The sequence below is a fragment of the Enterobacter cloacae complex sp. HYC080_NIDB genome (genome assembly GCF_056673325.1).
On sequence record NZ_CP114212.1, the window covers coordinates 1,499,005 to 1,514,158 of the forward strand.

Below are 15,154 nucleotides of genomic sequence, written 5' to 3' on the forward strand. Positions count from 1 at the left end.
CGCTTATCATAACGGGTTAACAGGAGAACGACGAGAGGGTTTATGCCATCAGGCTGTGTACGGCGAGGTTAATCGCGCCGCCGCCCACAATCAGCCAGATAAAGAGCACCAGCGCCATCAGCAGCGGTTTTGCGCCGGCTTTTTTCAGGGCGCTGACGTGCGTGGTCACACCCAGAGCCGCCATCGCCATGGCCAGCAGCACCGTATCCAGCGTCACCAGCATATCCACGACCGCTTTTGGCAGCAGGTGGAACGAGTTAAAGATAGCGACCACGATGAACAGGATCGCAAACCACGGAATGGTGATTTTGCTTTTCTCGCTGCCACCTGCCGGAGCCAGTTGCTTAACCCGCGCGGCCAGGAAAATCAGGAACGGGGCCAGCATCATGACGCGCAGCATTTTGGCGATGACCGCGGCATTTTCCGCTTCCGGATTGATGGCGTGACCTGCCGCGACCACCTGCGCCACCTCGTGCATCGTCGAACCGATATAGATGCCGTAGGTTTCCGGGCTAAACCAGTGCGCCACCAGCGGATACATAGCCGGATAAAGGAAGATTGCCAGCGTACCGAAGATGACCACCGTCGCGACGGCCACCGTCACTTTACTGGCTTCAGCTTTAACGACCGGTTCCGTTGCCAGTACCGCTGCCGCACCGCAAATGCTGCTGCCTGCGCCAATTAACCAGCTGGTCTGCTTGTCCAGGCCAAACACCTTCTGGCCGATAAAGCACGCCAGCATAAAGGTGCTCGAAAGGGTCAGGACATCAATGGCAATCCCGCTCACGCCGACATCCGCAATCTGCGAAAAGGTCAGGCGGAAGCCGTAAAGAATAATGCCCAGACGTAATAAATGTTGTTTGGCGAAAATGACGCCCCCGTCGCAGGATTTCCAGATGTGCGGGTAGACGGTATTCCCGACCACCATGCCGAGCAAAATAGCCAGCGTTAAGGCACTAAACCCGGCACCGGCCACTGCCGGTATACTGCCGCCCCATAAGGCCACACCGGTGACGACGGCGCTGAGCGCGAGACCCGGCACGAAGTGCCAAACTGTACGATGATGTTGTAAGGTGAGTTCTGACATAACCTTCTCCTTTGTCTGGCTAAAGGTTACGGCGTTCTGGCTTAAAAATAAAATTGATTATATACTTATAATTAATCTATATAAGTGGTAAGTAACCATGCACATTACATTGCGTCAGCTGGAAGTGTTTGCCGAAGTGCTGAAGAGCGGCTCTACGACTCAGGCGTCACAAATGCTGGCGCTCTCTCAGTCTGCCGTTAGCGCGGCGTTGACCGATCTTGAAGGACAGTTAGGCGTTCAGCTTTTCGACAGGGTAGGGAAGCGTCTGGTGGTCAATGAGCATGGCCGCCTGCTTTACCCGCGCGCGCTGGCCCTGCTGGAGCAGGCTATCGAAATTGAACAGCTGTTCCGCGAAGACAACGGCGCGATCCGCGTTTTTGCCAGCAGTACCATCGGTAACTACATCCTGCCGGAAGTGATTGCCCGCTATCGCCGGGATTTTCCCTCGTTGCCGCTGGAGATGAGCGTGGGTAACAGCCAGGACGTCATCAACGCGGTGATCGATTTTCGCGTGGATATCGGTCTCATTGAAGGTCCGTGCCACAACGTCGATATCATCGCTGAGCCCTGGCTGGAAGACGAGCTGGTGGTGTTTGCCTCCCCGGCCTCTTCTTTATTACAGGGCGAGGTGACGCTGGAGCGCCTGGCGCAGGCTCAGTGGATCCTGCGCGAGCAGGGTTCCGGCACGCGTGAAATTGTCGATTACCTGCTGCTGTCTCATTTGCCGCATTTCCAGCTGGGAATGGAGCTGGGGAACTCGGAGGCGATTAAGCATGCGGTGCGTCATGGACTGGGTATCAGCTGCCTTTCCCGACGCGTGATTGCCGAACAGCTTGAGACGGGATCGCTGGTGGAAATTCCTGTTCCATTGCCGAAACTGGTGCGCACGCTGTGGTGCATCCATCATCGTCAGAAACACCTTTCCAGTTCGCTGCAGCGTTTTCTGCGCTATTGCGAGATGTGAAATTGCCCCTCATCCTGGCCCTCTCCCCAAAAGGGGGAGGGAAAAATGATGCTTTACTTATAATCCTGGCCGCGTCATGAAGCTCTCTTATAACTGAGTATTTCTGCCGGAAGGAACGCCGATCGTCTGCTACAATCGCGCCTCATTTATTGAATGGACAGCATTTTCACATGGTTTCAGAAACTAAAACCACAGAAGCGCCCACGCTACGTCGTGAACTCAAGGCGCGTCACCTGACGATGATCGCCATTGGCGGCTCCATCGGTACAGGTCTTTTCGTTGCCTCTGGCGCAACGATTTCGGCAGCCGGCCCGGGTGGGGCATTATTCTCTTATATCCTGATTGGCCTGATGGTCTATTTCCTGATGACCAGCCTGGGTGAACTGGCGGCATACATGCCGGTATCCGGTTCGTTTTCGACCTACGGACAAAAATACGTGGAAGAAGGCTTCGGCTTCGCGCTGGGCTGGAACTACTGGTACAACTGGGCTGTTACCATCGCCGTTGACCTCGTCGCCGCACAGCTGGTGATGACCTGGTGGTTCCCGGACACGCCGGGCTGGATCTGGAGCGCGTTGTTCCTGGTCGTCATTTTCCTGCTGAACTACATCTCCGTACGCGGGTTTGGTGAAGCAGAATACTGGTTCTCTTTGATCAAAGTGGCAACCGTCATCATCTTTATCGTCGTCGGTGTGGCGATGATCGTTGGTATTTTCAAAGGGGCAGAGCCTGCGGGCTGGAGCAACTGGACAATAGGCGATGCGCCGTTTGCCGGTGGGGTCTCGGCCATGATTGGCGTTGCGATGATTGTCGGCTTCTCTTTCCAGGGCACTGAGCTGATTGGTATTGCGGCCGGTGAATCTGAAAACCCGGAGAAGAACATTCCGCGCGCGGTGCGTCAGGTCTTCTGGCGTATCCTGCTGTTCTACGTGTTCGCGATCCTGATTATCAGCCTGATCATTCCGTATACCGATCCAAGCCTGCTGCGTAACGATGTGAAAGACATCAGCGTCAGCCCGTTCACTCTGGTCTTCCAGCACGCGGGACTGCTCTCTGCGGCGGCGGTAATGAATGCGGTGATCCTGACGGCAGTGCTGTCTGCGGGGAACTCCGGTATGTACGCGTCCACCCGTATGCTTTACACCCTGGCCTGCGACGGTAAAGCGCCGCGCATCTTCGCTAAACTGTCTCGCGGTGGTGTGCCACGTAACGCTCTGTATGCCACCACGGTGATTGCCGGTCTGTGCTTCCTGACCTCTATGTTCGGCAACCAGACGGTTTACCTGTGGCTGCTTAACACCTCCGGGATGACGGGCTTTATCGCCTGGCTGGGCATTGCCATCAGCCACTATCGCTTCCGTCGCGGTTACGTAATGCAAGGTCATGATCTGAACGACCTGCCGTATCGCTCAGGGTTCTTCCCGCTGGGGCCAATTTTCGCCTTCATTCTGTGTCTGATTATTACGCTGGGCCAGAACTATGAAGCGTTCCTCGCGGATACTATCGACTGGGGCGCCGTCACGGCAACCTACATTGGTATTCCGCTGTTCCTGATCATCTGGTTTGGTTACAAACTGACGAAAGGAACACACTTCGTTCGCTACAGTGAAATGGAATTCCCGGAACGATTTAAACAATAACCGCAATTCCTCTCTTTCAGCCCGCTCATTCGAGCGGGCTTTTTTATGGGGCGGTTAGAAGCTGTAAGTCATGCCAACGGTATAACGACGCCCATCAAGCACGGTGTCATACGTATCGTAATCAATTTGCTTATCGAGCACGTTATACACACCGGCAGTCACAAGCAGGTTTTTGTTCGCGTTGTAGCGCAGACCCACATCCACCTGGGTATAGGACGGTGTACCCTGGGACATTGATGTACGGCTCAGATACTCAGACGTTTTACCGCGTAGGTTCAGACGACTCCAGAAGCCGACGTCTGGTGTCGCCTGCCAGTCCAGGGTGGTATTGAACATATGTTTTGGCATTTTGTTCAACGGCTTACCGGAGAACTGGCCGCTCTTCTGCTCGGATTCCGTATAAGTGTAGTTGGCAGTCCAGTTCACATCGCGCGTGATTTTCCAGCCGAAGGTAGACTCCACGCCGCGCATGTTGGCTTTGTCCACGTTGACGCGATCGCTCACGAAATCATAGCTGTGATCGCCAATCGTACAGGCGGGATCGGAACTGCTGTTACAGCGGCGAACTTCAGTAATTTTGTCTTTGAAGTCGGTATTGAACAGCGTCACACCGGCATTAAGATTGTCGTTATTATCCCAGAGCAGGGCGATCTCTTCACTCAGACTCTTCTCTGGTTTCAGGTCCGGGTTGCCAACGATGATACCGTCAAGACGGCCACCACCCGTTACCTGCCCCCAGTTGGCAGACGACTGACGCAGGTCCGGTGCACGGTAGCCCGCAGAAACCCCGCCTTTCAATGTCCACTGCTCGGCGAGGTGCCATACACCGTAACCACGTGGCGTCCAGTTAGTACCATAGTTTTGGTCTTTGTCCATGCGCAGGCCGCCGGTTAACGTAAAGCTTTCCGTCATTGCCCATTCATCTTCGGCAAACAGTGCCCAACTCCAGCGTGTCAGTTTGTTCAGGCCATCGGCAGCCTCCAGCTGATTGCCGTTGTCGCGCAGTTTCTCATAGCGATATTGCCCGCCGAGAGTCAGGGTATGATCGGCGAGGAAGATCTGGTTCTGGTTGTTGAAGGTGGTGTTGTACGAGCGCATTTCACGATCCGGGTTATTCGTCTCTTCCTGTTGGATATAGCTGGTGGTATTGAAGTCGTCGTAATAACCGCTGTGGGTTAATGAGTAGGTGGTATGTTCATAGCGGGTTTCGCTTTTGGTATTTGGCGTACAGGTTGTTCCACGGCAGGTTTCCGTCGCTTTCGACATCCCCGGCGTGCTGTTTCTGTCCTGAAGTTCACGGGCAAAGTCGAGGTCGAAATCATTTTGCTCGTCCGGCGTGAAATTCAACGTAATACCGCCGTTACGCATTTTCTGCTCGTTATACCCGTTCACAATCTTATCTTCTGCGCGGCGTGACAAAAGCCCCGTCACTTTTGCGCCAAGCAGCCCGTCAATCAGGGGACCTGAAGCGTAGGCGTTGGTCTGAAAGATATCACCGGAATCATTGTTTTCCTGGAAGGTTGCATCGCCATGCAACGAACCTGTCCAGGCTTTGGTGTTCGACACTTTTTTGGTAATGACGTTGATGACTCCACCCATTGCATCAGAGCCGTAAAGTGAGGACATCGGGCCACGGATAACCTCGATACGCTCAATGGACTCCAGCGGCGGCAGCCAGCCTTGTTCAATGCCCGAGTTGTCGCTGTTTGGGCGGGTACTGCGCGTACTCACGCGTTTGCCGTTCACCAGGAACAGCGTGTACTGCGGCGCCATGCCGCGAATACTGATATCACTGCTGCTCCCGCCGCCAGTAACGACGACGCCCGGGACGTCTTTCAGGGCATCGGTGACATCACGGTAGGCTTTATCTTCAATCTGCTGTTTTGAAATCACCGAGATGGAGGCGGGGGCATTCTGGATTTTTTGTTCAAAACCCGTCGCAGTGACGACAACGGTGTCCTGATCGGCTGCGTGAACGAAGGAGGAAAGTGTGGCGGCGCCAATGGCAGCGGCCAGCAATTTAACGCGTGGTTTTGTCATTTGTACATTCCATATAAAAAGAAAAAAACTCCATCGGGATAACCCTGAGAACTGTATGTATTTGTCTTGTAAGAACTCTTTGTGATGGAGAAGAGTCTGGAATTGTACAAAAGAATGTATAATTGTAAACACAAATGATAATTGAAATCATTTGTGTTTGATGTGTTGGCAAGAAAATAGCCTGGATTCAAGCGGATAGGATTATGTCAATAAGGGTAAAAGCCCGACAGGCGAGAGGCTATCGGGCAAATAGCGAAAATTACGCGAACAAATGCGCCGCGTGGAAGCGGAGATGATCCTCAATAAAGGAGGCCATAAAGTAATAGCTGTGGTCATATCCTGGCTGAATGCGCAGCGTGAGCGGCCAGTCCTTCTGGCGTGCCGCTTCAGCTAAAACGGCGGGCTGGATTTGCCCGGCGAGGAACTGATCCGCATCGCCCTGATCGATAAGCATCGGGATCGCATTCGCTGAGTCGCTCGCCAGCATCAGCGCACAGCTGTCCCATTCCTGCCATTTCGTTTCATCTTTGCCCAGATAGTGGGTGAAGGCTTTTTGTCCCCACGGTACCTGCGTTGGGTTAACAATCGGCGCGAACGCAGAGACGCTGGTATATTTCCCGGGGTTTTTCAGCGCCATGATTAGCGCCCCGTGTCCGCCCATGGAATGTCCGCTGATGGCGCAGCGATCGTTTACCGCGAATTCGGCCTGAATCAGCGCAGGCAGCTCGTCACGGATGTAGTCATACATACGATAATGACTCGCCCACGGCTGCTCGGTCGCATTCAGGTAAAACCCGGCGCCTTTACCCAGGTCGTATCCTGCATCATCCGCCACATCGTCCCCACGGGGGCTGGTATCGGGCATCACCAGCGCGATACCCAGCTCGGCCGCAATACGCTGCGCACCGGCTTTGGTTGTGAAGTTTTCGTCGTTGCAGGTCAGGCCAGAAAGCCAGAACAGAACAGGCGGATTCTCTGCCGGAGGCAGGAAAATACTGAACGTCATGGCGCAGTTCAGCGTGGTGGAGTCGTGCCGCCAGCGCTGCTGTCGACCTTCAAAACAACGGTGCTCTTCGAGCAGTTCCATGCAAGGCTCCTTAATGAGAATAGCTATTCATTGGCATCATAATACAGCGTTTTCATTTACCTGTGAGCAACTTTCACTTTCGCGGAACGGCAAGATGTTGCATCATAAATTTACTTTTCTTTAACAATTGGAGCGGTCATGGCGCTGCGTATTGCGCTTAGTGGGTTTGTCGTGCTGGTGGTGGCGATGGGGATAGGGCGCTTTGCCTTTACGCCTCAGGTACCGCTGATGATTGCCGCCGGGCAACTCACGCTCACCAGCGCAGGCCTGGTGGCGGCGATGAATTATCTTGGCTATCTGGTGGGAGCATGGGATGCCATGCGCGCGCGCCGCTTTGTTGAAACGCGGCTCTGGCTCGGCATTACGGGTGCGGTTGCATTGACGCTGCTCTCCGCGGCGGCGGATAACGCCGTCATACACGGCCTGCTGCGCTTTGCGATCGGCTGCATGAGTGGCTGGTCAATGGTGCTGATTGCCGCCTGGACCAACGAGCGGCTGGGGCAACTGGGTAAACCGGGGCTCAGTGCTGCGGTGTTTGCCGGCCCCGGCGCGGGTATCGCCCTGAGCGGCCTGCTCGCGGTCTATATTCAGGCGAAATCCCTTTCGGCCGGTGCGGCGTGGCAGATCTACGGCGTGCTGGCGCTCGTGTTGATTGCGCTGGTGGCACGCTATCTGCCGCGTGCGGGTCAGCTTCATCGCCCGGGGACTGCGCCTGAGCCGCTGCGGCTGACCGCGGATTTAAAGCGCCTGGTCTGGAGCTACAGCCTGGCGGGATTTGGCTATATCCTTCCGGCGACCTTTTTATCGCAAATGGCCGCCGTGCGCTTTCCCGGCAGCCTGTTTGCTCAGTTTGTCTGGCCGATTTTTGGTCTCGCCGCTGTGGTGGGGATTGCGCTCAGCATTGCCTTGCGACATATCTCCACGGCTAACCGCAGGCTGGCTATCGTGCTGTGGCTTCAGGGCGCGGGTGTCCTGGCGGCCTGGCTGCTGCCGGGCATCGGCGGTTTGCTGACGGGCGGGCTGCTGGTAGGTGGTGGGTTCCTTTGCGCCGTGCAGCTCTCTCTTTTATACGGCCGAGAGCTGGCACCGAACCACACGCGTTATATGGCGGGACTGCTCACCACCGGGTATGCCATCGGGCAGTTGATTGGCCCGGTGACGTCGGCGTTATCGACCTGGCTAACCCACCGGCTGGAGCCTGCGCTGGGGCTGGCGGGCGTCGCGTTGTTCATCGGCGGCGCGCTGGTCTGGAATCGTCACGCTGAAAGGCAACAGCAATTGCAATAATTATCGTCGTGAATACTGGATTATGTGCGTCGCCTCACGCACAATGAGCGCATACTTTTGCCACAACGAGGGCGAAAGACGCCACACCTGCAGGAGAAGAAAATGTCATCACTCAGTAAAGAAGCTGCCCTGGTCCATGAAGCCCTGCTTGCGCGCGGTCTCGAAACGCCATTGCGTCCGCCCGTTGAGGATATGGACAATGAAACCCGTAAAAGTCTGATTTCCGGGCATATGACCGAGATCATGCAACTGCTGAATCTCGATCTGAGCGATGACAGTCTGATGGAGACGCCTAAGCGCATCGCGAAAATGTACGTCGACGAAATTTTCTCTGGCCTGGATTACGCCAACTTCCCGAAAATTACCGTTATCGAGAATAAGATGAAGGTGGACGAGATGGTCACGGTACGTGATATCACGCTGACCAGCACCTGCGAACATCACTTCGTCACTATCGACGGTAAAGCGACCGTGGCTTACATCCCGAAAGATACGGTGATTGGTCTGTCGAAGATCAACCGTATTGTGCAGTTCTTCGCGCAGCGTCCTCAGGTTCAGGAGCGTCTTACGCAGCAGATCCTGATTGCCCTGCAAACGCTGCTGGGCACCAATAACGTGGCGGTCTCTATCGATGCCGTTCACTACTGCGTGAAAGCTCGCGGCGTACGTGATGCGACCAGTGCAACCACCACCACTTCGCTGGGCGGTCTGTTTAAATCGAGCCAGAACACCCGCCAGGAGTTCCTGCGCGCCGTGCGTCACCACAACTAATCTCACAGGGCAGGGACCATGGAGCGAAACGTCACGCTCGATTTTGTTCGCGGCGTCGCCATACTGGGTATCCTGCTGCTGAATATTAGCGCCTTCGGTCTGCCGAAGGCCGCTTATCTCAATCCCGCTTGGTACGGCGATATCACCCGAAGCGATGCCTGGACCTGGGCAATCCTTGATCTGTTTGCCCAGGTTAAATTCCTCACGCTCTTTGCCCTGCTGTTTGGCGCAGGACTACAGCTTCTGCTTAAACGCGGCACCCGCTGGATCCAGTCGCGCTTAACCCTGCTGGTGATCCTCGGTTTTATCCACGGTCTGTTCTTCTGGGACGGCGATATTCTTCTCGCATATGGGTTAGTCGGGCTTATCTGCTGGCGTCTCATTCGTGATGCGCACAGCGTGAAAAGCCTGTTTAACACCGGCGTGATGCTCTACCTCATGGGGCTTGGGGTGCTGCTGCTGCTGGGGATGATCTCTGGCGAAGCGACCAACCGTTCCTGGATCCCGGATGCTGCAAACCTCCAGTACGAGCAGTTCTGGAAGCTAAAAGGCGGTACGGAAGCCATTAGCAACCGGGCGGATATGCTGGGGGATAACCTTCTTGCGCTGGGGGCGCAATACGGCTGGCAGCTGGCAGGGATGATGCTGATGGGGGCGTCATTGATGCGCACCGGGTGGCTGAAAGGGGAGTTCAGCCTGCGTCATTATCGTCGCACCGGGGCGGGGCTGGTTCTGCTCGGCGTGCTGATAAACCTCCCGTCGGTGATGATACAGTGGCACATTCACTGGGATTATCGCTGGTGCGCTTTCCTGCTCCAGGTACCGCGTGAACTGAGCGCGCCATTCCAGACCATCGGCTACGCGGCGCTAATATATGGCTTCTGGCCGCAGCTTTCTCGCCTGTGGCTTGTCAGCGCAGTCGCCTGCGTCGGGCGCATGGCGTTAAGCAATTACCTCCTGCAAACGTTGATATGCACCACGATTTTCTATCGCTTTGGCCTGTTTATGAAATTCGACCGCCTCGGGCTGCTGGCGTTTGTTATTCCGATCTGGGCGGTTAATCTGGCGTTTTCCGTTATCTGGCTGCGTTATTTCCGTCAGGGGCCGCTGGAGTGGGTGTGGCGTCAGTTAACCGCACATGCTTCAGGGGTATCATTGAGTAATACATCCAGATAACGATCTGGATCACAATCATTAACAAAACGGATGTAAGCGTTTTCATGACTGTGAGCTTCTTCACGTAGTCCCTTTTCTCTCGCTGCCAAAATAGCCACCTTGCTAAACACAGGGGGTGTCTGTGAGTTGCTGCAATCCTTTGAAGGATGGTGAATATGATCACCATTCGTGATGTCGCCCGTCTGGCGGGCGTTTCTGTGGCTACCGTCTCCCGCGTGCTGAACAACAGTGCGCTGGTGAGCCCTGAAACCCGTGAAACCGTAATGAAAGCCGTGACCCAGCTCGGGTACCGGCCAAATGCCAACGCGCAGGCGCTTGCCACGCAGGTCAGCGATACCATCGGCGTGGTGGTGATGGATGTCTCAGACGCCTTTTTCGGTGCGCTGGTGAAAGCGGTCGATGTGGTTGCCCAGCAGCATCAAAAATATGTGCTGATTGGCAACAGCTATCATGAGGCGGAGAAAGAGCGTCATGCCATCGAAGTACTGATTCGCCAGCGCTGTAACGCCCTGATTGTTCACTCCAAAGCCTTAAGTGATGAAGAGCTTGCCGGGTTTATGGAACAGATTCCGGGCATGGTGCTGATTAACCGGATTGTGCCGGGCTATGCCCACCGCTGTGTTGGGCTGGATAACGTCAGCGGCGCCATGATGGCCACCAAAATGCTTATCAATAACGGCCATCAGCGGATCGGTTATCTTGCCTCCAGCCATCAAATTGAAGATGACGCGTACCGGCGTGAGGGCTGGCAAAACGCCCTGAAAGAACACGGCATTACCGCATCAGAGAGCTGGATCGGCACCGGTACGCCTGACATGCAGGGCGGTGAGGCGGCAATGGTGGAGTTGCTGGGCCGCAATCTGCAGCTTTCTGCGGTGTTTGCGTATAACGACAGCATGGCAGCGGGCGCGCTGACGGCACTGAAAGATAACGGCATTGCGGTGCCGCAGCATTTGTCGTTGATTGGCTTTGACGACATTCCGATCGCCCGTTACACCGACCCGCAGCTGACCACGGTGCGCTATCCCATTGCTTCTATGGCAAAACTGGCTACTGAACTGGCGTTACAGGGAGCCGCAGGGCTGCTGGATCCTGGGGCGACGCATTGCTTCATGCCAACCCTGGTGCGTCGACATTCCGTCGCGTCGCGGCAAATTGTGGCTCCGATCACTAACTGATTACATGAGGTGATGTAACCGTTTTCAATCTGTGAGTAAATTCACAGTATCTTAACAAGGCGCTGACTATGATGTCAGCGTTTTAGCAGCTGAAACGCTATGTAACGGTGATTATTCACTTTAACAGTAGCCAATGTGCCGCAAACAACGAATAAAACGCATTTCTGGAGCGTTACCGACCACGGAAGAGAGAAATTTTATAAGTGAACGTCGGCTGTCAGTAACGTTTTATTAACATCTGCCTGCCGCTCGTTATTCACCAGAACTACCCTGCATAAAAAAAACCGGAGATACCATGAATAAGAAGGTGTTGACCCTGTCTGCTGTAATGGCAAGCATGCTTTTTGGTGCAGCAGCGCACGCTGCAGATACCCGTATTGGTGTGACGATTTATAAATACGACGACAACTTCATGTCTGTTGTACGTAAAGCTATCGAGAAAGATGCGAAAGCAGCGCCAGACGTACAGCTGCTGATGAATGACTCCCAGAATGACCAGTCCAAACAGAACGACCAGATCGACGTTCTGCTGGCGAAAGGCGTGAAAGCCCTGGCGATCAACCTGGTTGACCCGGCTGCAGCAGGCACGGTAATTGAAAAAGCGCGCGGCCAGAATGTGCCAATCGTCTTCTTCAACAAAGAACCTTCCCGTAAAGCGCTGGATAGCTATGACAAAGCGTATTACGTCGGTACTGACTCCAAAGAGTCCGGCATTATTCAGGGCGATCTGATCGCGAAACACTGGGCAGCGAACCCGAACTGGGACCTGAACAAAGACGGTCAGATCCAGTTCGTTCTGCTGAAAGGCGAACCTGGTCACCCGGATGCTGAAGCGCGTACGACTTACGTTATCAAAGAGCTGAATGATAAGGGCCTGAAAACCCAGCAGCTGGCATTAGATACCGCGATGTGGGATACCGCCCAGGCGAAAGATAAGATGGATGCCTGGCTGTCCGGCCCTAACGCGAACAAAATCGAAGTGGTTATCGCCAACAACGATGCGATGGCAATGGGTGCGGTAGAAGCGCTGAAAGCCCACAATAAATCGTCCATTCCGGTATTCGGTGTGGATGCCCTGCCAGAAGCGCTGGCGCTGGTTAAATCTGGCGCGATGGCCGGTACCGTTCTGAACGATGCCAATAACCAGGCGAAAGCCACCTTCGATCTGGCGAAAAACCTCGCTGACGGTAAAGGCGCGGCAGATGGCACCAGCTGGAAAATTGACAACAAAATCGTTCGCGTACCTTACGTGGGCGTAGACCAGTCCAACCTGGCTGAGTTTATCGGTAAATAAGTGAGTTAACCTGTCTCCACTGGGCGCAATTCGTTGCGCCCTTTTATAACGCGATATGCGAGGCCAACAAGGTATAATTATGGTCAGCACAACTACTCAGTCAACCGGTGAATACTTGTTGGAAATGAACGGTATTAACAAGTCATTTCCCGGTGTTAAGGCACTCGATAATGTTAATTTAAAAGTCCGTCCTCACTCTATTCATGCATTAATGGGGGAGAACGGTGCGGGTAAATCAACATTATTAAAATGTCTTTTTGGGATCTATCAAAAAGATTCTGGCAGCATTCTTTTTCAGGGGAAAGAGATCGATTTCCATTCAGCGAAAGAAGCACTGGAAAACGGTATCTCGATGGTTCACCAGGAATTAAACCTGGTACTGCAACGTTCCGTTATGGATAACATGTGGTTGGGGCGTTATCCAACCAAAGGTGTCTTTGTCGATCAGGACAAAATGTATCGTGACACCAAAGCGATTTTTGATGAGCTGGATATTGATATCGATCCGCGCGCTCGCGTGGGAACCTTATCCGTCTCACAAATGCAGATGATCGAAATTGCCAAAGCGTTCTCCTATGATGCGAAAATCGTCATCATGGACGAACCGACGTCGTCATTAACGGAAAAAGAGGTTAATCACCTTTTTACCATTATTCGTAAGCTGAAAGAACGTGGCTGCGGCATTGTCTACATCTCTCACAAAATGGAAGAGATCTTCCAGCTGTGCGATGAGATTACCATCCTGCGCGACGGCCAGTGGATTGCCACGCAGCCGCTGGAAGGTCTGGATATGGACAAGATCATCGCCATGATGGTTGGCCGCTCCCTCAACCAGCGCTTCCCGGACAAAGAGAACAAGCCGGGTGAAGTGATTCTTGAAGTGCGCAATCTCACCTCGCTGCGTCAGCCGTCCATCCGCGATGTCTCCTTCGACCTGCACAAAGGCGAAATCCTGGGGATTGCCGGTCTGGTGGGGGCAAAGCGTACCGACATTGTGGAAACCTTGTTTGGTATCCGTGAGAAGGCCCAGGGCACCATTACGCTGCACGGAAAGAAAATTAACAACCACAATGCCAACGAAGCCATTAATAACGGTTTTGCGCTGGTAACGGAAGAGCGTCGTTCGACGGGTATTTATGCTTATCTGGATATTAACTTTAACTCGTTAATTTCTAATATTCGTAATTACAAAAATAAAGTCGGACTGCTGGATAACTCCCGCATGAAGAGCGATACCCAGTGGGTGATTGACTCCATGCGCGTGAAGACGCCTGGTCACCGCACGCAAATTGGTTCGCTTTCGGGGGGTAACCAGCAAAAAGTCATTATCGGACGTTGGTTATTAACCCAGCCAGAAATTCTGATGCTGGATGAACCTACCCGTGGCATTGACGTCGGCGCGAAGTTTGAAATTTATCAGCTGATTGCCGAGCTGGCGAAAAAGAATAAAGGGATCATTATTATTTCTTCCGAAATGCCGGAACTGTTAGGGATCACAGACCGTATTCTGGTTATGAGCAATGGTCTCGTTGCCGGTATTGTTGACACCAAAACGACAACGCAAAACGAAATTTTGCGTCTTGCGTCTTTGCACCTTTAAGATCAGGGGCTCCTCATGAGTGCGTTAAATAAAAAAAATTTTCTCACTTACCTGAAAGAAGGCGGAATTTACGTTGTTCTTTTAGTCCTGCTGGCCATTATCATTTTTCAGGACCCTACGTTCTTAAGTCTGCTGAACCTGAGTAACATTCTGACCCAGTCTTCCGTGCGTATTATCATTGCGCTGGGCGTGGCAGGCCTTATCGTCACCCAGGGTACTGACCTTTCTGCCGGTCGTCAGGTCGGCCTGGCGGCGGTTATTGCGGCAACCCTGCTGCAGTCGATGGAAAACGCCAACAAGGTCTTCCCGGAAATGGCGACCATGCCGATTTTCGTGGTGATCCTGATTGTCTGCGCCATCGGTGCGGTGATTGGTCTGATCAACGGTATTATCATCGCCTACCTGAACGTGACGCCATTTATCACCACGCTGGGTACGATGATCATCGTTTACGGTATCAACTCCCTCTACTACGACTTCGTGGGCGCGTCTCCTATCTCGGGCTTTGACAGCGGCTTCTCAACCTTCACGCAAGGGTTTATCGCGCTGGGCAGTTTCCGCCTGTCGTATATCACCTTCTATGCGCTGATTGCGGTGGCGTTCGTCTGGATCCTGTGGAACAAAACGCGCTTTGGTAAAAACATCTTTGCTATCGGCGGTAACCCGGAAGCGGCGAAAGTCTCCGGCGTCAACGTGGCTCTGAACCTGCTGATGATCTATGCCCTGTCCGGGGTATTCTACGCCTTCGGTGGGATGCTGGAAGCGGGTCGTATCGGTTCTGCAACCAACAACCTCGGCTTTATGTACGAACTGGATGCGATTGCAGCCTGTGTGGTCGGCGGCGTCTCCTTCAGCGGCGGCGTGGGTACCGTTCTCGGTGTGGTCACCGGTGTGATCATCTTCACCGTGATCAACTACGGCCTGACCTACATCGGCGTGAACCCGTACTGGCAGTACATCATTAAAGGCGCGATTATTATCTTCGCCGTTGCGCTGGATTCACTGAAGTACGCACGTAAGAAATAATCGT

General features: G+C 53.8%; 12 protein-coding genes. 9 read left to right on the forward strand and 3 right to left on the reverse strand.

The annotated features are described in order from the left end of the window. Positions 1-40: 40 nt before the first annotated feature. Positions 41-1,087, reverse strand: a complete 1,047-nt coding sequence (locus O1723_RS07105; RefSeq protein ID WP_014884573.1) for a YeiH family protein — start codon at positions 1,085-1,087, stop codon at positions 41-43. Between the two features lie 97 nt (positions 1,088-1,184). On the opposite strand from O1723_RS07105, the gene yieE reads away from it, so the two are divergent. Beyond that, the gene (gene yieE / locus O1723_RS07110; RefSeq protein WP_014884572.1) at positions 1,185-2,051 is read left to right on the forward strand and encodes a DNA-binding transcriptional regulator YeiE; all 867 of its coding nucleotides are present in this window, start codon (positions 1,185-1,187) and stop codon (positions 2,049-2,051) included. Between the two features lie 170 nt (positions 2,052-2,221). After that, a complete protein-coding gene (locus O1723_RS07115; RefSeq protein WP_248190846.1) occupies positions 2,222-3,691 on the forward strand; it encodes an amino acid permease in 1,470 nt (489 codons plus the stop codon). Positions 3,692-3,745: 54 nt separating this feature from the next. Here O1723_RS07115 and O1723_RS07120 read toward each other — a convergent pair whose 3' ends face one another. Beyond that, positions 3,746-5,731: a ligand-gated channel protein gene (locus O1723_RS07120; protein ID WP_014884570.1), complete on the reverse strand. Its 1,986-nt coding sequence runs from the start codon at positions 5,729-5,731 to the stop codon at positions 3,746-3,748. Positions 5,732-5,990: 259 nt separating this feature from the next. Beyond that, complete coding sequence (fghA, locus tag O1723_RS07125; RefSeq protein ID WP_248190844.1) at positions 5,991-6,818, reverse strand: S-formylglutathione hydrolase; 828 nt, start codon at positions 6,816-6,818, stop codon at positions 5,991-5,993. Positions 6,819-6,956: 138 nt separating this feature from the next. Here fghA and O1723_RS07130 point away from each other — a divergent pair, with 138 nt between their 5' ends. The 7 genes from O1723_RS07130 (at position 6,957) to mglC (ending at position 15,150) form a co-directional block, all read left to right on the forward strand. Further along, positions 6,957-8,105 carry a YbfB/YjiJ family MFS transporter gene (locus O1723_RS07130; RefSeq protein WP_014884568.1) on the forward strand — a complete coding sequence of 383 codons (1,149 nt, stop codon included), beginning with the start codon at positions 6,957-6,959 and terminating at the stop codon, positions 8,103-8,105. 102 nt (positions 8,106-8,207) lie between these two features. Then, on the forward strand, positions 8,208-8,876 hold the full coding sequence (folE, locus tag O1723_RS07135; protein ID WP_014884567.1) for a GTP cyclohydrolase I FolE: 669 nt from the start codon (positions 8,208-8,210) through the stop codon (positions 8,874-8,876). Positions 8,877-8,894: 18 nt separating this feature from the next. Then, positions 8,895-10,052: a DUF418 domain-containing protein YeiB gene (yeiB, locus tag O1723_RS07140; protein WP_023337545.1), complete on the forward strand. Its 1,158-nt coding sequence runs from the start codon at positions 8,895-8,897 to the stop codon at positions 10,050-10,052. Positions 10,053-10,207: 155 nt separating this feature from the next. Beyond that, positions 10,208-11,230 (forward strand): HTH-type transcriptional regulator GalS, encoded by a 1,023-nt coding sequence (galS, locus tag O1723_RS07145; protein WP_014884565.1) that lies wholly within the window; start codon positions 10,208-10,210, stop codon positions 11,228-11,230. Positions 11,231-11,525: 295 nt separating this feature from the next. After that, positions 11,526-12,524 (forward strand): galactose/glucose ABC transporter substrate-binding protein MglB, encoded by a 999-nt coding sequence (gene mglB / locus O1723_RS07150; protein WP_014884564.1) that lies wholly within the window; start codon positions 11,526-11,528, stop codon positions 12,522-12,524. A gap of 79 nt (positions 12,525-12,603) precedes the next feature. Next, positions 12,604-14,124, forward strand: coding sequence for a galactose/methyl galactoside ABC transporter ATP-binding protein MglA (mglA, locus tag O1723_RS07155; RefSeq protein WP_014884563.1), 1,521 nt, complete (start codon positions 12,604-12,606; stop codon positions 14,122-14,124). A 15-nt stretch (positions 14,125-14,139) separates the two neighbouring features. After that, entirely contained in the window at positions 14,140-15,150 is a 1,011-nt protein-coding gene (mglC, locus tag O1723_RS07160) for a galactose/methyl galactoside ABC transporter permease MglC (protein WP_248190842.1), read from the forward strand. Positions 15,151-15,154: the final 4 nt, after the last annotated feature.

What these genes read in the sequence shown, in the direction of transcription:
- galS (WP_014884565.1), top strand. Translation starts at nt 10,208, where the DNA reads ATGATCACCATTCGTGATGTCGCCCGTCTGGCGGGCGTTTCTGTGGCT.
- mglC (WP_248190842.1), top strand. Translation starts at nt 14,140, where the DNA reads ATGAGTGCGTTAAATAAAAAAAATTTTCTCACTTACCTGAAAGAAGGC.
- mglB (WP_014884564.1), top strand. Translation starts at nt 11,526, where the DNA reads ATGAATAAGAAGGTGTTGACCCTGTCTGCTGTAATGGCAAGCATGCTT.
- mglA (WP_014884563.1), top strand. Translation starts at nt 12,604, where the DNA reads ATGGTCAGCACAACTACTCAGTCAACCGGTGAATACTTGTTGGAAATG.
- O1723_RS07115 (WP_248190846.1), top strand. Translation starts at nt 2,222, where the DNA reads ATGGTTTCAGAAACTAAAACCACAGAAGCGCCCACGCTACGTCGTGAA.
- yeiB (WP_023337545.1), top strand. Translation starts at nt 8,895, where the DNA reads ATGGAGCGAAACGTCACGCTCGATTTTGTTCGCGGCGTCGCCATACTG.
- folE (WP_014884567.1), top strand. Translation starts at nt 8,208, where the DNA reads ATGTCATCACTCAGTAAAGAAGCTGCCCTGGTCCATGAAGCCCTGCTT.
- yieE (WP_014884572.1), top strand. Translation starts at nt 1,185, where the DNA reads ATGCACATTACATTGCGTCAGCTGGAAGTGTTTGCCGAAGTGCTGAAG.
- O1723_RS07120 (WP_014884570.1), bottom strand. Translation starts at nt 5,731, where the DNA reads ATGACAAAACCACGCGTTAAATTGCTGGCCGCTGCCATTGGCGCCGCC.
- fghA (WP_248190844.1), bottom strand. Translation starts at nt 6,818, where the DNA reads ATGGAACTGCTCGAAGAGCACCGTTGTTTTGAAGGTCGACAGCAGCGC.
- O1723_RS07130 (WP_014884568.1), top strand. Translation starts at nt 6,957, where the DNA reads ATGGCGCTGCGTATTGCGCTTAGTGGGTTTGTCGTGCTGGTGGTGGCG.
- O1723_RS07105 (WP_014884573.1), bottom strand. Translation starts at nt 1,087, where the DNA reads ATGTCAGAACTCACCTTACAACATCATCGTACAGTTTGGCACTTCGTG.